The sequence below is a fragment of the Aeromonas sp. MaB10011B genome (assembly GCF_017939325.1).
Classification (GTDB): Bacteria; Pseudomonadota; Gammaproteobacteria; order Enterobacterales; family Aeromonadaceae; genus Aeromonas; species Aeromonas caviae.
Window position 1 is genome coordinate 91,352 of sequence record NZ_JAGKRK010000008.1, and the last position, 19,112, is coordinate 110,463.

The window sequence follows — 19,112 nt, forward strand, 5'->3', positions numbered from 1 at the left end:
AGGCGAGCCTTCCTTTATTGATCCTTTTCTTAATTTTGATCAAACAATCGACGGACACGCTGATCCGGGGCAGGAGTGAGCAGGCTGACAAGAACAAAGGCCGCCAGGCCAAGGGCCAGGCTCGGGACGATGGCGTGCAGACCGGCCAGCTTGATCCCCCACTGGCTCAAGGTACCGTAACAGAGGATGCCGCAGACCATGCTGGCCAGGGCTCCCGGGCCGTTGGCCCTGGACCAGTAGAGGCCGAGCACCAGGGGCCAGAGGAAGACCGCCTGCAGGCCGCCGAAGGCGAGCAGGTTGAGCCAGATGATCATCTCGGGGGGCTGGAGCGCCGCCAGCAGCACCAGGGTACCCAGGATCAGGGTGCAGAGCAGGGAGAGGCGCGGCACCCGGACCTCCAGCTTCTCCTGCCTGGGGTTGAGGTAATTGAGGTAGAGATCTTTCACCAGGGTGGCGGAGGCCTGGATCAGCTGGGAGTCGATAGTAGACATGATGGCCGCCATGGGGGCCGCCAGGAAGACCCCGGCCAGCCAGGGGGGGAGCACCTCCATCATCAGGGAGGGCATGATCTTGTCCGGGCTGTCCATGCCGGGCAGGATGGCGCGGCCCAGTGCCCCGGCCAGGTGCATGCCGAACATCAGCAGGGCGCAGACGATGGTGCCGATGAGGATGCCCCGGTGCAGCGCCTTGCTGTCCCGGTAGCCAAAGCAGCGCAGCGCCGAGTGGGGCAAGCCCACCACCCCGATGCAGACCAGCACCCAGAAGCTCAGCATGAAGGGCTGGGTCAGCATGTCGCCGGCCCCCTGGGGGCTCACCAGCTTGGGATCTATCTCCTTGAGCTGGTGGACAAGATTCGGCAACCCGTCACCGGCGATGAGGATGCCCGCCAGCAGGGCGCCAGTGCCGATGAGCATGACGATGCCCTGCAGGGCATCCGTCATCACCACGGCGCGAAAGCCGCCGATCACCGTGTAGAGCAGCACGCAACTGGCAAACAGGAAGAGCCCCTGCTGATAGCTGAGGCCGGTCGCCGTTTCCAGCAGGCGGGCGCCGCCGATGAACTGCACCACCATGGTGGCGATGAAGGCGAGGATGATGGTGACCGAACCCAGCACGACCACCGCCCTGCTCTGGTAGCGGGCCCACAGCATGTCGTTGATGGTCACCGCGTTGACCCGGCGGGCGATGATGGCGAACTTCTTGCCAAGCACCCCCAGGGTGAGCCAGACGGTGGGCAGCTGGATCATCGCCAGTAGCACCCAGCCGAGGCCGACCTTGTAGGCGGCACCCGGCCCGCCGATGAAGGACGATGCAGAGGTATAAGTGGCCACCAGGGTCATGGCGAGCACCAGCCCCCCCATGCTGCGGTTGCCGATGAAGTACTCCTGCATGAAGTTGCCGCCGGTCCGGTGGCGACTGGCCCAGAAACCGACCCCCAGTACCAGCACCAGGTAGATGCAGAGCGGCAGCATCAGCTCAAGATTCATGGGGTGGTACCTCGCTATCCAGGGGAATATCGACGAACAGGCGATCCACCATGAGGGCGCAGAGGCCGATGAACAGCAGGGGCATCAGGATGCAACTGAGCAGGAACCAGAGGGGCAGGTCCCACAGCTCGAGATCCTCGGGGATGAAATAAGCCGAGCCATACCAGGCGACAAAATAGAGCAGGGTCAGCAGCAGGCAGAAGGCTGCTTCCCGACGGGCGAGTGCGAAACGGTTCACTGTGGCCTCCGACGAGTGAGCGGGGCGCAAGAATAACAAAAAAGGGCCATGTCGCCATGGCCCTTTTTTACGTTGGCGATCCGGGTGGATCGCGCAATTTCCCGATGAAAGGGGTCTTTGCAGACCCGACTTCTTGTGCAGGTGGTGGCTGCTCGTGCTGCCACCGTGCTCAATGGGTCGGGCCTCAAGCCATTACAGACCCGACTTCTTGTGCAGGTGGTGGCTGTTCTGTGCTGCCACCGTGCTCAATGGGTCGGGCCTCAAGCCATTACAGACCCAACTTCTTGTGCAGGTAGTGGATGTTGGTGCCACCGTGCTGGAAGTTTTCGTCCTTCATGATCTCTTTTTGCAGGGCGATGTTGGTCTTGATCCCTTCCACCACCAGCTCGTCGAGGGAGTGACGCATGCGGGCGATGGCCACGTCACGGTTCTCCCCATAGCAGATCAGCTTGCCGATCATGGAGTCGTAGTAGGGGGGGACCTTGTAACCTGCATAGATGTGGGATTCCCAGCGCACGCCCAGGCCGCCCGGCGCGTGGAAGCGCTGGATGAGACCGGGAGAGGGCAGGAAGGTGGCCGGATCTTCGGCATTGATCCGGCACTCGATGGCGTGGCCACGGATGCGGATGTCCTGTTGGGTGATCGACAGGGGCTGACCGGCGGCAATGCGCAGCTGCTCCTTGATGAGGTCGACGCCGGTGACCATCTCGGTGACCGGATGCTCCACCTGGATACGGGTGTTCATCTCGATGAAATAGAACTCGCCGTTCTCGTACAGGAACTCGAAGGTACCCGCACCGCGGTAGCCGATCTCGAGACAGGCGCGCACGCAGCGCTCACCGATGAACTTGCGCATCTCGTCGGTGATGCCGGGGGCCGGCGCCTCTTCCACGACCTTCTGGTGACGGCGCTGCATGGAGCAGTCCCGCTCACCCAGATAGAGGGCGGTACCCTGACCGTCAGCCAGCACCTGGATCTCGATGTGGCGCGGGTTCTCCAGGTACTTCTCCATGTAGACCATGTCGTTCTTGAAGAACTGGCCCGCTTCGGATTTGGTCAGCGCGATGGCGGAGGCCAGTTCGGGCTCGTTGCGCACCACGCGCATGCCGCGACCACCACCGCCACCGGCGGCCTTGATGATCACCGGATACCCGATCCGCTTGGCGATGGCGGCGTTGCGCTTGGCATCGTTGTCCACCGGGCCGTCGGAGCCGGGTACGCAGGGCACGCCCGCCTTCTTCATCGCCTCGATGGCGGAGACCTTGTCACCCATCAGGCGAATGGTCTCGGCGCGCGGGCCGATGAAGATGAAGCCGGATTTCTCGACCACTTCGGCGAAGTCGGCATTCTCGGAGAGGAAGCCGTAGCCCGGGTGGATGGCGACGGCACCGGTCACCTCGGCGGCGGCGATGATGGCCGGCACATTGAGGTAGGACTCACCGCTGGCAGGTTTGCCGATGCAGATGGTTTCGTCCGCCAGGAGCACATGCTTGAGCTCCCGATCGGCAGTGGAGTGAACGGCCACTGTCTTGATCCCGAGCTCTTTGCAGGCGCGCAGGATCCGCAGGGCAATTTCACCGCGGTTGGCGATGACTACTTTGTCCAACATGGGTGGCATTTTCCCTTATTCGATGATGAACAGCGGCTCGTCAAACTCGACGGCCTGACCATTTTCAACCAGGATCGCTTTGATCACGCCGGCCTTGTCAGACTCGATTTGGTTCATCATTTTCATGGCTTCGACGATGCACAGGGTGTCGCCGACATTGACGTGCTGACCGACTTCCACGAACGGCTTGGCTTCCGGGCTGGAGGAGCGGTAGAAGGAGCCCACCATGGGGGAGCGCATCAGATGACCGCTCGGGGCGGCATCGGCAGCAGGTGCAGCGGCTGCTGCCGGAGCAGCGGCAACCGGTGCGGCAACCTGAGCTGCGGCCTGGGGCATGATCATCTGCGGGGCAACGCTAACCTGGCCGGAGAAATTACGGCTGATGCGAACGGACTCTTCCCCTTCGGAGATTTCCAGCTCGGCGATGCCGGACTCTTCAACCAGTTCAATCAGCTTCTTGATTTTGCGGATATCCATTAGCATTCTCTTTCTTCTTTATCTGATCAGTGATTATCAAGCCGCGCGCAACTGATGCACGGCCGCGGTTAAAGCGAATTGGTAACCATCGGCACCCAACCCGCAGATCACCCCCTTGGCGACATCAGACAGATAGGAGTGATGACGGAAGGGCTCCCTGGCATGAACGTTTGACAGGTGAACCTCGATAAAGGGGATGGCCACACCCAGCAGGGCATCGCGCAGGGCAACGCTGGTATGGGTGAAGGCGGCGGGATTGATGATGATGAAATCCACCTGGCCCATGGCCTGATGGATGCGGCCGATCAGCTCGTGCTCGGCATTGGATTGCAGATGTTCCAGGGTGACACCGAGTTCGCTGGCGCTGCGCGTCAGATCGGCGACGATCTCATCGAGCGTCTTGCTGCCGTAGATTCCCGGTTCCCGCTTGCCCAGCAGATTCAGATTGGGGCCGTTAAGCAGGAGGATTCGGTGATGTTGCGACATATTGAGTACATCCTCGATGATTATGCTGCTATCTATCAGCTATCTTTGGACTACCAAAAATCTAGCCAATTTTTGCACAAATCGGTGTGCCCTGACACACAGATTTCGCAATTATATTGATTTCGTGAAAATTAGCAGCATTTTACTGGTCTAATCTCTACATCTGGCTGTTTATTGGCCTGGTTTGCCCGCAAGCCCTGCCTGCCACCGAACTCTGCCCTGTCCGGATCCCGAAGACAACAAAGCCGGCACGTGGCCGGCTCTGTTGACGTGGGGAAGAGACTCACGCCGCTTCCGACTTCTCGCGGATCAGCTTGTCCACGACCCCCGGATCCGCCAGGGTGGAGATATCCCCCAGGCTGTCGGTTTCGCCGGTGGCGATCTTGCGCAAGATACGCCGCATGATCTTGCCGGATCGGGTCTTGGGCAGCCCCTCGGCCCAGTGGATCACGTCCGGGGTCGCGATGGCGCCAATCTCCTTGCGCACCCACTCCTTCACTTCCTTGTGCAGCTCGCGGCTCGGCTCTTCCCCGGCGATCAGGGTGACATAGGCGTAGATGCCCTGTCCCTTGATCTCGTGGGGAACGCCCACCACCGCCGCTTCGGCGATTTTCGGATGGGCCACCAGAGCGGACTCGATTTCGGCGGTACCCATGCGGTGGCCGGAGACGTTGAGTACATCATCCACCCGGCCGGTGATCCAGTAGTAGCCGTCCTCGTCGCGACGGGCACCGTCGCCGGTGAAGTAGCGACCCGGGAAGGTGGAGAAGTAGGTCTGCTCGAAGCGCTCGTGATCGCCGAACACGGTACGCATCTGGCCGGGCCAGGAGTCGGTGATCACCAGGTTGCCCTCGGTGGCGCCTTCCAGCGGCTCACCCAGGTTGTCCACCAGAGCAGGCTGTACTCCGAAGAAGGGACGAGTGGCCGAGCCGGGCTTGAGCGCGGTGACGCCGGGCAGCGGAGTGATGAGGATGCCGCCGGTCTCGGTCTGCCACCAGGTGTCGACGATGGGGCAGCGCTCGTCGCCGATGGTGCGGTAGTACCACTCCCAGGCTTCCGGGTTGATGGGTTCACCCACCGACCCCATGATGCGCAGGCTGGTGCGGGAAGTGCCTTCGACAGCCTCCTTGCCCTTGGCCATCAGTGCGCGAATGGCGGTGGGGGCGGTATAGAGGATGGTGACCTGGTGTTTGTCCACCACCTGACTCATGCGGTTGGTGGCCGGGTAATTGGGCACCCCTTCGAACATGACGGTGGTGGCGCCGTTGGCCAGTGGCCCGTAGACCAGATAGGAGTGACCGGTGACCCAGCCCACGTCGGCGGTACACCAGTAGATGTCCTCTTCGTGGTAGTCGAACACGTATTTGAAGGTGAGGGCGGCATAGACCAGATAGCCGCCCGTGGTGTGCAGCACACCCTTGGGCTTGCCGGTGGAGCCGGAGGTGTAGAGCACGAACAGGGGATCTTCGGCGCCCATGGCTTCGGGCGGACAATCCGGGCTGGCGGCGTTGACCGCATCATGCCACCAGATGTCTCTGTGCTCGTGCCAGGCCACGTTGCCACCGGTGCGCTTGAGGACGATCACCTTGCTGACCTTGGTATCCGGGTGGGTAAGGGCCTCATCCACGTTCTTCTTGAGGGGGATGGGGCGACCGCCTCGCAACCCCTCATCGGCGGTGATGACGACGGAGGCGCCGGAGTCGATGATGCGGCCCGAGAGCGCCTCCGGCGAGAAGCCGCCGAAGACGATGCTGTGCACGGCCCCGATGCGGGTACAGGCCAGCATGGCGATGGCCGCCTCCGGCACCATGGGCATATAAAGGCAGACCATGTGGCCACGCTTGACCCCCTGGGCTTTGAGCACGTTGGCAAACTTGCACACTTCGGCGTGCAGTTCGCGATAGGTGATCTTGCGATCTTCAGCCGGGTTGTCCCCTTCCCAGATGATGGCGACCTTGTCGCCGCGCTCGCTCAGATGGCGATCCAGGCAGTTGGCCGAGACGTTGAGCAGGCCATCCTCATACCACTTGATGGAGACGTGGCCCGGATCGTAGGAGGTGTTCTTGACGCGGGTGTAGGGGGTCATCCAGTCGAGGATCTTGCCCTGCTCCCCCCAGAAGGCGTCCGGATCCTGCACCGACGCCTGATACATGGCTTCATAACCTTCCTTGTCCAGCAGGGCGCCGTTGCCGATGTGGGCCTTGACCGGGTAGACCTTGCTCTCGCTCATCTCTCACTCCTGTGAATACATTTTCTTAATGATTGAGTAACAACCTATACCTTTGGTTCCCGAGGGCAATTAGACTTTTGGATAGCGACGAAGATAGCGGGCGGGAAGCCATGATGATGAAGCAGAAGGGAGCCATGGGCTCCCTTCTTTGCTTGCGTGGTGGCGCGGCCAAGGCTCAATGGCGGAGGGGGAGCAGGGGAGGCAGGCTGGGTTCTGGCAGGGGATGGCTGAACAGGTTGCCCTGTCCCTCTTCGCAACGCAGGGATTGCAGGAACTTGCGCTGGGGCTGGGTTTCTATCCCTTCCGCCGTGACGGCCATGCCGAGGGAGCTGGCCAGCTGGACTATGGTCCGGCACAGCTTGCGGCTGTGCTTGTCGTCGGGCAACGCCTGGACGAAGGCCCTGTCTATCTTGATGCGATCGATGGGCAGGCTCCTGAGCAGGCTCAGGGAGGAGAAACCGGTGCCGAAGTCGTCGATGGCGATCTGTACCCCCAGCGCCTTGAGGCGGGTGAAGAGCCGCAGACTGTGATCCACGCTCTGGATGATGCTCTCGGTCACCTCGATCTCCAGCCGTTCGGCAGGAAAACCGGTCTCGGCCAGAATGGCTGTCACCCGCTCCACGTAGTCGTGGGAGCGCATCTCCCTGACCGACACATTGGCCGAGAGCCGGGGCACGGCGAGCCCTTCTGCCAGCCACTGCTGACCTTGCCGGCAGGCGGTGCGCATCACCCATTCGCCCAGTGGTTCGATGAGACCGCACTCCTCTGCCACCGGAATGAAACGGTCCGGGGATATCATGCCAAGGCTGGGATGCTGCCAGCGGATCAGGGCCTCCAGGCCGCTGAGATGACCATCCGCCAGATCCGTCATGGGTTGGTAGAGCAGGCGAAACTCTTGCTGCTCAATGGCCTTGAGCAGTCCCTGCTCCAGCAGCATCCGCTCCCTGGTCTGTGCCGTCATGTCGGGGGAGTGGAACAGATAGCCGTTGCGGCCATGGCGCTTGGCTTCATGCATGGCGTTGTCCGCCGCGCTGATAAGGCTGTCCGGGGTCTGGCCATGCTCCGGATAGAGGGAGACGCCGATGCTGGCGGAGAGCCTCACCCGCTCCTGGGCGATGTCGGCGGGATCGTGCAGCCTGCGTTGCAACCCCTCGATGAGACCCAGCAGATCCTGGGTGTCTCTGATGGCGGGCAGCAACACCAGAAATTCGTCTGCCCCCAGGCGGATGGCGATGTCTCCGGGGCGCAGGCAGTGGCGAATGCGGTCTGCCGACAGCTTGAGCAGCAGATCGCCGGCACTTTGCCCCAGGTTGTCGTTGATGAGCTTGAAGCCGTCGAGATCGATGAACAGCAGCGCCAGGACGTGGCGGTTCACCCTGGCCGTCTCTATCTCCAGGGTGAGGCGCTCTTGCAGCAGATGGCGATTGCCGAGATCGGTGAGGGGATCGTAATAGGAGAGGTGCTGCAAGCGGGCTTCGGCCTGATAGAGACGCAGTGCATGAAGGTGGGTCATCTCCTGCAGGCCGGGTGACACGGGCGCGTCGAGGTGGGGGCCTGTCTGTGCGGACTCCCTCATCACGAGGACGATGCCGCTGAAGGTGCCGTCCTCATCCAGCACGGAGCTGACGCTCACTTGCCAGCGTGCCGGGGAGGCCGCGCGGGAGAGACCGACCATTTCCACCTCAAATGTGCATCGGGGGGGACCTTGCCGCAGTTGCTGAAACAGCGGGAGCAGCTGGGGAGTCTGGGCAGGGACAATGTCGAACAGCGTCTTGCCCGGGTGCTCTGCCCGTGCGAGGCCGGTCAGTTCGGCAAAGCGTCCGTTGACGTCGCGACACCTGAATTCGTGATCGAAGACCCCAATCCCGACGGGCGCCTGGGCGAACAGCTGTTGCAACTCGTGGGGAGAGAGCGGGCCTGACAAATGCCGTGTCGGAACCGATTCGGGTAGCACTTTTTCCATGGAGGCTCCTGAATTGATTGCTTTGTCATTTGGACGACTGTGTCAGTATGGCAGGAAGTGTCAGGAGAGAAAGAAAGTGTGAGAAGGGTGTGAAATCAACGAGATGTCAGCCTTTCTGGCGGCCAAACGCCTGGATCCCGCGAACGAACACCAGCCAGCCCACCAGATGAAACGGCAACGCCATGGCGTAGAGCACCAGCCAGTGGCTCTCGGTGCCGCTGCTGTTGATGAAATCTGTCCAGGCGGCGAGCAGGGCCAGCATGCCCGCTATCTGGAAGCGGCGACGCAGCACCACTTCCACCCCGAGATTGGCGAGGTAGAGGGTCAGCAGGATGCCGGCAAAGCCGGTGAGCTGGGCGGTGCCATAGAGCGCGCGGTCCGGGTTGAACAGCAGCGTCACGAGGGGAGTGAGACCCTGATCCCGCGGGATCAGGGCAAGCAGCCAGCATGCGATAAGAAGCAGGGCTGTCTTCATGCCGGGCTCAGTCGGCGGACGGTGCCGGTTTGACCAGGGAGAGGTAGTTGGCGTCCATCTTGAGGAACACCCCCAGCAGGCGGGCACTGGCACCGTAGAAGCCAAACGTGTCGGCGGCCCTGCAGGCCTGCTCGAAGCGCTCGAACCAGCCCAGCAGGTGACCGTGCAGCAGGGACTCCTGCTCGCCAAGCCACGCCTCGCGCTGGTCGGCGGTGGTCGACTCGGCGGCGCGGATGATGAGGCTGCCCATCAGATCCAGCTCGATGGCCAGATGATCGGCAGGCTCATTGTACTTGTCGCTGACGTTGATGCCGAGGCGATCGAGGCGTGCCTGCATCTCGGTCATGGGGGCCTGCATCAGCTGCTTGCCTTCGCCCCGGTAGAGGGATTCGTAGGGCAGGGCACCCTGCCCGGGAGCGCTCAGGAACAGGCCGGCGAAGTCGGCGGCCAGGGCCGTCTGGCGCTCGGGGCGCACCAGCAGGCGGGCGATGGCATCGTTGAGCTCGGCCACGGCTTCGCGCATGGGGTCGAGAGTAGAGAGGCTCTTCAAGAAGCTGCGCACGTCATAGGTGTCGTATTCAGCGATCTGTGCATCACTGAGTTCGGCAGCAAACAGGGTGGAAAACCACCAGTAAAGCTCGGCCCGGCGTTCGCTGGTCGCCATGAATTCCTGCATTTTTCCTCCGTGGATGACAATCGGGAGCCTTGATGGCCCCCGATTCTAACGACTTTAAAAATAAAGGAAACTCATGGGGCCTTTTGACCGGATAGCGCCAGGAGAGGGGGTCGCATTCGCGGGATCACCGTGGGCGACGAGGAGGCCGACCTACTCCTCGACGCGATAGAGCACCTGCTTGCAACGGGGGCAGATGTGCTGGCGGCGGTAATCCATCTGGTGCACCAGGCCGACTTCCCGCTGCTGATGATGACCGCAATGGATGCAGAAAATGAGATCCCCGTCGGCGGTGCCGGGGTGGGCCGCCAGGTACTGCTCCCGGGTGGGAAGTGTCTCCCAGTTGGCGGTGCAGGCACCCTTGCGGCTGGCGGTGTAGTAGACCCAGTAGAAGAGAGCGAAGACCGCGACAATCACGAACAGCATCAGATGATCCATCATGGCGTTTCCCCTTGTGTTCCGGGATGGCAGGAAGCGACACCCGCTCGTGCAGATGTCCCATGGCCTAAAGATGTTATCTGTTAGTAAATGCTATATCCATGATCTGGCTCTGGTTTTCATCGCCTTGCCCGGGAAGCGGGGACGATGGCTGGAGCCGGATTGCTGGTGTGGGGAGGCCGGGGGGATGAGCGAAGCCAGGGGGCGGGATTCGAAATTTGCGACGTATTTTACATTTTATAAACAATTTTTTGGGTGGTTGGACTGTCTCTTTGATCCAGCTCACGTTACAATGCGCGGGCCCACTTCACCTATCGCGCAAACGATTTTCAGGAGATAAACGGATGTTGAAACGTGACATGACCATCGCCGGCTATGATCCAGAGCTGTGGCAGGCCATCACAGACGAGACCCGTCGTCAGGAAGAGCACATCGAGCTGATTGCGTCCGAGAACTACACCAGCCCCCGCGTCATGGAAGCCCAGGGCTCCCAGTTGACCAACAAGTACGCCGAAGGCTACCCGGCCAAGCGTTACTACGGCGGTTGCGAGTATGTGGATGTGGTTGAAACCCTGGCCATCGAGCGCGCCAAAGAGCTGTTCGGTGCCACCTACGCCAACGTGCAGCCGCACTCCGGCTCCCAGGCCAACAGCGCCGTCTACATGGCCCTGCTGCAACCGGGCGACACCGTGCTCGGCATGAACCTGGCCCACGGCGGTCACCTGACCCACGGCTCCCCCGTCAACTTCTCCGGCAAGCTGTACAACATCATCCCCTACGGCATCGACGAGTCCGGCAAGATCGACTACGACGAGATGGAGCGCCTGGCCGTTGAGCACAAGCCGAAGATGATGATCGGCGGCTTCTCCGCCTACTCCGGCATCGTCGACTGGGCCCGCATGCGCGAAATCGCCGACAAGATCGGTGCTTACCTGTTCGTGGACATGGCCCACGTGGCCGGTCTGATTGCCGCCGGCGTCTACCCGAACCCGGTGCCCCATGCTCACGTGGTCACCTCCACCACTCACAAGACCCTGGCCGGTCCGCGCGGTGGTCTGATCCTCTCCGCCGCCGACGACGAAGATCTGTACAAGAAGCTGAACTCCGCCGTCTTCCCAGGTGGTCAGGGCGGCCCGCTGATGCACGTCATCGCCGGCAAGGCCGTGGCCTTCAAGGAAGCGCTGGAGCCCGAGTTCAAGACCTACCAGGCCCAGGTCGTGAAGAACGCCAAGGCCATGGCGGCGACCTTTATCGAGCGCGGCTACAAGATCGTCTCCGGCGGTACCGACAACCATCTGATGCTGGTTGACCTGATCGGTCGCGAGCTGACCGGCAAAGATGCCGACGCAGCCCTCGGCAAGGCCAACATCACCGTCAACAAGAACTCCGTACCGAACGACCCGCGTTCTCCGTTCGTGACCTCCGGCGTGCGTATCGGCACCCCGGCCATCACCCGCCGCGGCTTCAAGGAAGCCGAGTCCATCCAGTTGGCCAACTGGATCTGCGACGTGCTGGACAGCCACGACAACGAAGAAGTGCTGGCGACCGTGCGCGAGAAGGTGCTGGACATCTGCCGCCGCTTCCCGGTCTACGCATAATCAGCCTGACCTTCAGGTTGAAGACCAATGCCACCCTCGGGTGGCATTGTTTTTTGCAGCGTCTGGCAAGATGAGACAGAGGTGACCATGTGCAATGACATGGAAGAGGACGCGCTGGAGGCGTCACTGCGGCAGACGGTTCGCGCCCAGTACCACTTTCGCACCAGCGAACAGGGGCTGCTGGCCTGGGATGTGCGCCGCTTGATTCGGCTGAGCCGCAACCTGCCGGTGCAGGCGGTGGCACTCGGCGAGATTGCCGAGCTTGACCGCGACCATTGGTACGGCCATGGCGACGCCACGCCCACGGTGCGCAGCGTGGTGGCGCATTGCCAGCTCATGATGGCGGCGGATCTCGCCTATCCCATCCTGCTGGACAGCGCCGGTCGGGTGATGGATGGCATGCACCGGGTAGGCAAGGCGCTGATGCTGGGCCACAGCCATATCGAGGCGCGTCGTTTTGCTGTGGATCCTGAGCCCGATTACCTGGATTGCGACCCCGAGGCGTTGCCCTATGACGACTGAGTCCTGCCCGAAGGCCTGGCAGGTTGTCCCTTGTTTTCATGGGCTTTTACCGGCTCTGGATGGCCGTGTTACACTGGCCGGCCTAGCGCCAGCCCCCGGGGCCTGCGCCCATTTTCATCCACGCCGGAGGTCAGATGCATTGCCCTTTCTGTAGTGCCGTTGATACCAAGGTGATCGATTCCCGTCTGGTGGCCGAGGGCCATCAGGTGCGCCGCCGTCGCGAATGCCTGCTCTGTCACGAGCGTTTTACCACCTTCGAAATGGCCGAACTGGTCATGCCCCGCGTCATCAAGTCCAACGGCTCCCGCGAGCCCTTCAACGAAGACAAGCTGCGGGCCGGCATTCTGCGGGCGCTGGAGAAGCGGCCGGTGAGCATGGAGGCCATCGAGAAGGCGGTCAACCACATCAAGTCCCGCCTGCGGGCCACCGGCGAGCGTGAAGTCGCCTCCCAATTGGTGGGCAATCTGGTGATGGATGAGCTCAAGAGCCTGGACAAGGTGGCCTACATCCGCTTTGCCTCCGTCTACCGCAGCTTTGAAGACATTCGCGAATTCGGGGAAGAGATCGCCAAGCTGGAGAAGTAACGCCGGCCTGTCGCTCCCTATGTGAATAAGAGAGGGCCTGCCGTTGCGGCAGCGCCAGTTGTTACACCAGTGAGACATCCAGATAGCGCATCGTTGCACTGGTGAAAAAGTATGAGGGCGTGCGGCCGCATCCTGCGATGTGTGTGCCCGTCGCCATGGCGTCAGATGCCATGGCCGATCTGCCCGAGAAGGCGTGCGGCAAGCGCGTACACCCTATTTTCTTGTCCCATCGGATGGCCGTGCCACGGGGGACAGGTTGCTGGACACAGGAGCCCGGATGTTTAGTCAAGACGATTACCAATGGATGAGCCGGGCCCTCGAACTGGCCCGGCGCGGCCGTTACACCACGGCTCCCAACCCCTGCGTGGGCGCCGTGCTGGTGAAGGCCGGCGTTGTGGTGGGGGGGGGCTGGCACAAGCGGGCCGGTGAGCCCCATGCCGAGGTCTATGCTCTGCACGCGGCAGGGGAAGAGGCCCGCGGTGCCACCGCCTATGTGACCCTGGAGCCCTGCTCCCATCATGGTCGCACGCCCCCCTGCGCCGAGGCGCTCATCAAGGCCGGGGTGACCCGGGTGGTCGCCGCCATGGTGGATCCCAATCCCCAGGTGGGCGGGCGTGGCCTGCGGATGCTCTCCGAGGCGGGGATCAAGACCGATTTCGGCCTGCTGGCCGCGGAAGCCGAGGCCCTCAACCCCGGTTTCTTCAAGCGGATGCGCACCGCGTTTCCGCTGGTGACGGTCAAGCTGGGGGCGAGCCTGGATGGTCGCACCGCCATGGCGAGTGGCGAGAGCCAGTGGATCACCTCTCCGGAGGCGCGCCGGGACGTGCAGCGGCTGCGGGCACGTCACGATGCGGTCCTCTCCAGCGCCGAAACCGTGCTGGCGGATGGTGCCTCCCTCACCGTGCGCTGGGACGAGCTGCCCCCCTCGGTCAAGGCGGGCTATCCCAAAGAGACCCTGCGCCAGCCGCTGCGGGTCATCGTGGATTCGCAAAACCGGCTCACCCCGGATCTGCCCCTGTTCCAGAGCGAGAGCCCGGTACTGCTGGCCCGCCACAAGGCATCCGGTGAGTGGCCCGCCTGGGTGCAGCAGCTGGAGGTGCCGCTGCTGGATGGCAAGCTGGATCTGGTCAGCCTCTTCATGCTGCTGGCCAAACAGAACGTCAACTCGGTACTGGTGGAGGCGGGGCCACGGCTGTGCGGCGCCCTGCTGGAGAAGGGGCTGGTGGACGAGCTGGTGCTCTATCAGGCGCCCAAACTGATGGGGGATGAGGGGCGCGGCCTGTTCCATCTGCCGGGGCTGACCCGGCTGTTCCAGGCCCCCAAACTCAACCTCAAGGATGTGCGCATGCTTGGCCAGGATATTCGCATCACTGCGAAAATAGCCTGATTTTTCAATGTTCACGGGGGCATCCGTCGCCCCCGTCATCAGCAAGGTGATCTGCATGTTTACCGGAATTATCGAAGCGGTGGGAACCCTGGCCGAGCTGCGTCGCCAGGGGGAGGACATGGCCCTCACCGTGCACGCGCCGACCCTGGACTTCAGTGACGTCAAGCTGGGCGACTCCATCGCCACCAACGGCGTCTGCCTCACCGTGGTGGCGCTCGGGGATCACAGCTATACCGCCGACGTCTCCTTGGAGACCCTCTCCCGCACCGGTTTTTCTGCCGCCAAGGTGGGGGATCCGGTCAACCTCGAGAAGGCGTTGATGCCCACTTCCCGCCTCGGCGGCCACCTGGTCTCCGGCCACGTGGACGGCATCGGCGAGGTGAAGAGCAAATCGTCCAGCGGCCGCGCCATCGAATACTGGATCAAGGCGCCGGGGGAGCTCTCCCGCTACATCGCCGAGAAGGGCTCCATTGCAGTGGATGGCATCAGCCTCACCGTCAATGCGGTTCAGGGGGATCTGTTCCGGCTGACCATAGTGCCCCACACCGCCCAGGAGACCACCATCGCCCGCTGGAAACCCGGCTACCGGGTCAACCTCGAGGTGGACCAGATAGCCCGCTATCTGGAACGGCTGATGACGGGCAAGCGCGAGCAGAGCAGTGCCTCTACCCTGACCCTGGAGAAGCTGGCCCAGTCCGGATTCTTGTGAGCCGTTTTGACGGGAAAACGCGGTTCTGTGATCCCGCGCGGATTGAAACGGGGCCGCGTGCCCCCATCTAGAGCACAATACGCAGTATCAAGTCGAGCCGACTGGCTCAATCCCCAAGCATGTTGATGGAGTAGCCCATGGCGCTGAGCACGACCCAGGAAATCATTGCCGATATCAAGGCTGGCAAGATGGTGATCCTGATGGATGACGAAGACAGGGAGAACGAAGGGGACCTGATCATGGCCGCCTCCTGTGTCCGCCCGGAAGACATCAACTTCATGGCGCGCTACGGTCGAGGCCTCATCTGCCTGACCCTGACCCGGGATCGCTGCAAGCAGCTGGCGCTGCCGCTGATGGTTGATCGCAACAATGCCCAGTTCTCCACCGCCTTCACCGTCTCCATCGAGGCGGCGGAAGGGGTGACCACCGGCATCTCCGCCGCCGACCGCGCCGTCACCGTGCAGGCCGCGGTGGCGCCCCATGCCAAGGCCGCCGATCTGGTGCAGCCCGGCCACATCTTCCCGCTGATGGCGCAGGATGGCGGTGTGCTGACCCGCGCCGGCCACACCGAAGCGGGCTGTGATCTGGCCCGGCTGGCCGGCTTCGAGCCAGCCTCCGTCATCGTCGAGATTCTCAACGAAGACGGCACCATGGCCCGACGCCCGGATCTCGAGATCTTCGCCGAGGAGCACGGCATCAAGCTCGGCACCATCGCCGACCTTATCGAATACCGCAACCAGCACGAGACCACGGTAGAGAAGGTGGCCGAGTGCAAGTTGCCCACCGAATACGGCGAGTTCGACCTCGTCACCTTCCGCGACACCATCGACAACCAGGTGCACTTCGCCCTGAAGAAAGGGGACGTGAAGGCCGACCAGCCGACCCTGGTACGGGTGCACCTGCACGACGTGCTGAGCGATCTGCTGCTCACCGACCGCCACAGCGCTCGCAGCTGGCCGCTGCCCAAATCCATGGCCCGCATCGCCGACGAGGGCGGGGTGCTGGTGATCCTGGGGGTGGAAGCCCATGGCGCCGAGCTGCTGGCCAGGGTCAAGGGTTTTGAAGCCGCCGACAAGGGGCTGGCACCGGAAGGGGCCAAGTGGCAGGGCACCTCGCGCCGGGTCGGCGTCGGCTCCCAGATCCTCAAGGCGCTGGGGGTCGGCAAGATGCGCCTGTTGAGCTCCCCCAAGAAGTACCATGCCCTCGGTGGCTTTGGTCTGGAAGTGGTGGAGTACGTCGGCGAGTAAGCGCTGCGTATGGTTGAATTCATCACCATGGCCGCCCGTTGCGGCCATGGTTTTTTGTCGCGGCTCTGTTGTGCTAGAATGCGTGCACTTTTGAGCCCGGCCCCTAATTGATTGCACAGAGACAGGATTTCCAATGAAGATTATCGAAGGAAATATCGCCGCTCCCGAGGCGCGTGTTGCTATTGTCGTTGCCCGTTTCAACAGCTTCATCAATGACAGCCTGGTGAACGGCGCGCTGGACGTGCTGAAGCGTCAAGGTCAGGTCCAGGAGAGCAATCTGACCCTGGTGCGCGTACCGGGGGCCGTCGAAATTCCCCTGGCGGCCAAGAAGCTGGCCAAGAGCGGTCAATACGACGCCATCGTCGCACTCGGCACCGTCATCCGCGGCGGTACCTACCACTTCGAACTGGTAGCGAGCGAGAACGGCAAGGGTCTGGCCCAGGTAATGATGGAATACGACATTCCCGTTGCCTTCGGCGTGCTGACCACCGAAAACATTGAACAAGCCATCGAACGCGCCGGTACCAAGGCGGGTAACAAGGGTGCAGAGGCTGCACTGAGCGCGCTCGAAATGATCAACGTCCTGAAACAACTGGACGTGTAACGAGGAGAAATGCATTGAAACCGTCCGAGCGCCGTAAGGCCCGCCATTGCGCCACCCAGGCCATCTACCAGTGGCAGATGACCCAGGCCAACGTGGGCGACATCGAAGAGCAGTTCAAGATCGATCAGGACACCAAGGGTGTGGACCTGAACTATTTCCGCGATATGCTGTTCGGGGTTGCGGTCCACTGCAACGAGCTGGACAAGGTGTTCGCGCCTTTCCTCTCCCGTCCGCTGGAAGAAGTGGACATGGTGGACAAGGCGATCCTGCGTCTGGCGACCTACGAGCTGACCCGTCGTGAAGATGTGCCGCCGCGCGTGGTGATCAACGAAGCGATCGAGCTGGCCAAAGCCTTCGCCGCCGATGACAGCCACAAGTTTGTCAACGGCGTCCTGGACAAGGTGATCAAGACGCTGCCCAAGCGCTGATCCTGCTGTCCGTCAGCAATTAAGAGAGGAGCCAGCTTATTGCTGGCTTTTTACTGTATGGGTGAATTTGAGCTGATTGAGAAGTACTTCAAGGTCCCCCACGCCCGCAAGGACGTGGTGATGGGCCCTGGAGATGACTGTGCCCTGCTGACCCTGCCCCCCGACGCCCAGTTGGCGGTGAGCACGGACACCCTGGTGAGCGGCGTGCACTTCTTCCCCGACATGGATCCGGTGGATCTGGGCTACAAGGCGCTGGCGGTCAATCTCTCCGATCTGGCCGCCATGGGTGCCGAGCCGCGCTGGGTCTCCCTGGCCCTGACCCTGCCCGCCATCAACGAGCGCTGGGTCGCCGGTTTCGCCGAAGGGTTCCTCGAGCTAGCCGAGTACTACAACGTGGCGCTGGTGGGGGGAGACATGACCCGCGGGCCCCTCTCCATCACCGTCTCGGTGAAAGGATCGGTCCCGGCAGGTCGCGCCCTGATGCGCAGCGGCGCCAAGGCCGGTGACGGGGTCTACGTGACCGGTACCCTGGGGGATGCCGCCCTGGCGCTCTCCCACCTGCTGGGCAAGCGCACCCTCAACGAGAACCAGCTGGCGGCCGTGCTGCCGCGCCTCGACCATCCCCATCCCCGCATCCTGGCCGGTCAGGCCCTGCGCGGGCTGGCCAGCAGCTCCCTGGATCTCTCCGACGGCCTGGCCTCGGATCTCGGCCACATCCTCAAGGCGTCCGGCGTGCGGGCCCAGATCGATCTCAATCTGCTGCCCCTCTCCCCCGTGTTGCAGGATGCGGTGCCGGCCATGGATGCCTGGCAGCTGGCCCTGGCCGGGGGCGACGACTACGAGCTCTGCTTCACCGTGCCCCAGGAGCATCACGGCGCCCTGGACACGGCGCTGGCCAATTGTGGCGTGAAGTTCACCCGCATCGGTCGCATCCTGGCCGGGGAGCCTGGCATCGACTACCTGCAGGACGAACAACCCGTCGAACTGCACCTCAAGGGCTGGGATCACTTCGCATGATGTCTTTCAAGATAAAGCCCGAGCTGACGCGGCTGAACCTTAAAAACCCGCTCCACTTTCTGGCGGTGGGGTTTGGCTCCGGCCTCTCCCCCAAGGCGCCGGGCACCATGGGGACCCTGGCAGCCATCCCGCTCTATCTGGTGGTGAGCGGGCTGCCGACCTCCTGGTTCATCGCCCTGCTGGTGGTGGGTTTCGTGGCGGGCATCCGCATCTGCCAGAGCGCCACCGACGCCATCGGGATGCCGGATCACGGGGCTATCGTCTGGGACGAGGTCATCGGATTCGGGGTCACCATGATTGCGGCCCCGGCCGGCTGGGAGTGGGTGCTGGCGGGCTTCGTGCTGTTTCGCCTGTTCGACGTGCTCAAGCCCTGGCCCATCTCCTGGTTCGATCGCCGCATTCACGGCGGGCTTGGCATCATGCTGGACGATCTCATCGCCGGCCTGTTCGCCCTGGCCTGCATGCAACTGCTTGCCCACTGGTGAGGGGAGGCGGCTCCCGAACGCCCTCTCGCTGTTTTTTCACTCATCTCCTCTTGCAAAGAGGTCGGATATACCGCACACGCAGGCCCTGAGGGGCCTGCGTTTTTTTGTATGCAATCCCTCCCGGCTTGCCGTGCCGGCGGGCCTGTGGCCCAGGTTGATCCTTCTGCATTGTCCCTATTTAGCTCTGCCTATTTTTCCTTACTCCGGATATGCTGCCGTCAAAAAATCATTTCACATAAATATTCACTACTCATTCGAAGCTCGCCAGCATAACGCTGATAGTGAATAAGATGGTTTGTTGCTATTTTGTTGAAACATAATTGGTTGATGGTCTCGCATTGCCAGCGTAATCTCTGGTAATGTGACTTTTATCGACATTTTAACCCCAGGGTGTCGGCATTCTCTGGGCAAAGTATTGCGAAATTGTATAACTGGATCATTTACACCCGCGGGCA

Annotated in this window: 20 protein-coding genes; 10 read left to right on the forward strand and 10 right to left on the reverse strand. The window is 62.3% G+C overall.

All coding sequences use genetic code 11. The features are described 5' to 3' along the window. Window positions 1-29: 29 nt before the first annotated feature. The 10 genes from panF to J9893_RS03300 form a co-directional block, all read right to left on the reverse strand. Window positions 30-1,487, reverse strand: coding sequence for a sodium/pantothenate symporter (panF, locus tag J9893_RS03255; RefSeq protein ID WP_043153258.1), 1,458 nt, complete (start codon window positions 1,485-1,487; stop codon window positions 30-32). Continuing rightward, entirely contained in the window at window positions 1,477-1,725 is a 249-nt protein-coding gene (locus J9893_RS03260; RefSeq protein WP_039040309.1) for a YhdT family protein, read from the reverse strand. Before J9893_RS03260 ends, panF begins: the two co-directional genes overlap by 11 nt. 268 nt (window positions 1,726-1,993) lie before the next feature. Further along, on the reverse strand, window positions 1,994-3,334 hold the full coding sequence (gene accC, locus J9893_RS03265) for an acetyl-CoA carboxylase biotin carboxylase subunit (protein ID WP_143237154.1): 1,341 nt from the start codon (window positions 3,332-3,334) through the stop codon (window positions 1,994-1,996). Window positions 3,335-3,349: 15 nt separating this feature from the next. Beyond that, window positions 3,350-3,811 (reverse strand): acetyl-CoA carboxylase biotin carboxyl carrier protein, encoded by a 462-nt coding sequence (accB, locus tag J9893_RS03270; RefSeq protein ID WP_010675405.1) that lies wholly within the window; start codon window positions 3,809-3,811, stop codon window positions 3,350-3,352. Window positions 3,812-3,847: 36 nt separating this feature from the next. After that, on the reverse strand, window positions 3,848-4,297 hold the full coding sequence (gene aroQ / locus J9893_RS03275) for a type II 3-dehydroquinate dehydratase (protein WP_039040307.1): 450 nt from the start codon (window positions 4,295-4,297) through the stop codon (window positions 3,848-3,850). A gap of 283 nt (window positions 4,298-4,580) precedes the next feature. Then, on the reverse strand, window positions 4,581-6,527 hold the full coding sequence (gene acs / locus J9893_RS03280) for an acetate--CoA ligase (RefSeq protein ID WP_039040306.1): 1,947 nt from the start codon (window positions 6,525-6,527) through the stop codon (window positions 4,581-4,583). A gap of 175 nt (window positions 6,528-6,702) precedes the next feature. Next, window positions 6,703-8,490 carry a GGDEF and EAL domain-containing protein gene (locus tag J9893_RS03285; RefSeq protein WP_210600880.1) on the reverse strand — a complete coding sequence of 596 codons (1,788 nt, stop codon included), beginning with the start codon at window positions 8,488-8,490 and terminating at the stop codon, window positions 6,703-6,705. 106 nt (window positions 8,491-8,596) lie between these two features. After that, window positions 8,597-8,965 (reverse strand): hypothetical protein, encoded by a 369-nt coding sequence (locus tag J9893_RS03290; protein WP_143237155.1) that lies wholly within the window; start codon window positions 8,963-8,965, stop codon window positions 8,597-8,599. Between the two features lie 7 nt (window positions 8,966-8,972). After that, window positions 8,973-9,641: a molecular chaperone TorD gene (gene torD, locus J9893_RS03295; protein WP_039040303.1), complete on the reverse strand. Its 669-nt coding sequence runs from the start codon at window positions 9,639-9,641 to the stop codon at window positions 8,973-8,975. Window positions 9,642-9,791: 150 nt separating this feature from the next. After that, window positions 9,792-10,079 (reverse strand): hypothetical protein, encoded by a 288-nt coding sequence (locus J9893_RS03300; RefSeq protein ID WP_143237156.1) that lies wholly within the window; start codon window positions 10,077-10,079, stop codon window positions 9,792-9,794. A 341-nt stretch (window positions 10,080-10,420) separates the two neighbouring features. Between J9893_RS03300 and glyA the strand changes: the two genes are divergently transcribed. The 10 genes from glyA to J9893_RS03350 all read left to right on the forward strand — a co-directional run bounded on the left by glyA (window position 10,421) and on the right by J9893_RS03350 (window position 18,657). After that, entirely contained in the window at window positions 10,421-11,674 is a 1,254-nt protein-coding gene (glyA, locus tag J9893_RS03305) for a serine hydroxymethyltransferase (protein ID WP_010675397.1), read from the forward strand. An 87-nt stretch (window positions 11,675-11,761) separates the two neighbouring features. Beyond that, window positions 11,762-12,196 (forward strand): hypothetical protein, encoded by a 435-nt coding sequence (locus J9893_RS03310; RefSeq protein ID WP_185975534.1) that lies wholly within the window; start codon window positions 11,762-11,764, stop codon window positions 12,194-12,196. A gap of 134 nt (window positions 12,197-12,330) precedes the next feature. After that, window positions 12,331-12,780, forward strand: coding sequence for a transcriptional regulator NrdR (nrdR, locus tag J9893_RS03315; RefSeq protein ID WP_010675395.1), 450 nt, complete (start codon window positions 12,331-12,333; stop codon window positions 12,778-12,780). Window positions 12,781-13,057: 277 nt separating this feature from the next. Continuing rightward, window positions 13,058-14,167, forward strand: a complete 1,110-nt coding sequence (ribD, locus tag J9893_RS03320; protein WP_143237158.1) for a bifunctional diaminohydroxyphosphoribosylaminopyrimidine deaminase/5-amino-6-(5-phosphoribosylamino)uracil reductase RibD — start codon at window positions 13,058-13,060, stop codon at window positions 14,165-14,167. A gap of 55 nt (window positions 14,168-14,222) precedes the next feature. Continuing rightward, window positions 14,223-14,876 carry a riboflavin synthase gene (locus tag J9893_RS03325; protein ID WP_041212973.1) on the forward strand — a complete coding sequence of 218 codons (654 nt, stop codon included), beginning with the start codon at window positions 14,223-14,225 and terminating at the stop codon, window positions 14,874-14,876. Window positions 14,877-15,013: 137 nt separating this feature from the next. After that, window positions 15,014-16,123, forward strand: coding sequence for a bifunctional 3,4-dihydroxy-2-butanone-4-phosphate synthase/GTP cyclohydrolase II (ribBA, locus tag J9893_RS03330; protein ID WP_143237159.1), 1,110 nt, complete (start codon window positions 15,014-15,016; stop codon window positions 16,121-16,123). 133 nt (window positions 16,124-16,256) lie between these two features. Next, window positions 16,257-16,727, forward strand: a complete 471-nt coding sequence (gene ribE, locus J9893_RS03335; protein WP_010675391.1) for a 6,7-dimethyl-8-ribityllumazine synthase — start codon at window positions 16,257-16,259, stop codon at window positions 16,725-16,727. A 14-nt stretch (window positions 16,728-16,741) separates the two neighbouring features. Continuing rightward, window positions 16,742-17,155 (forward strand): transcription antitermination factor NusB, encoded by a 414-nt coding sequence (gene nusB, locus J9893_RS03340; RefSeq protein WP_210600881.1) that lies wholly within the window; start codon window positions 16,742-16,744, stop codon window positions 17,153-17,155. 57 nt (window positions 17,156-17,212) lie between these two features. Continuing rightward, window positions 17,213-18,172, forward strand: a complete 960-nt coding sequence (thiL, locus tag J9893_RS03345) for a thiamine-phosphate kinase (RefSeq protein WP_143237160.1) — start codon at window positions 17,213-17,215, stop codon at window positions 18,170-18,172. Further along, entirely contained in the window at window positions 18,169-18,657 is a 489-nt protein-coding gene (locus J9893_RS03350; RefSeq protein ID WP_143237161.1) for a phosphatidylglycerophosphatase A, read from the forward strand. Before thiL ends, J9893_RS03350 begins: the two co-directional genes overlap by 4 nt. The last annotated feature ends 455 nt before the right edge of the window (window positions 18,658-19,112 follow it).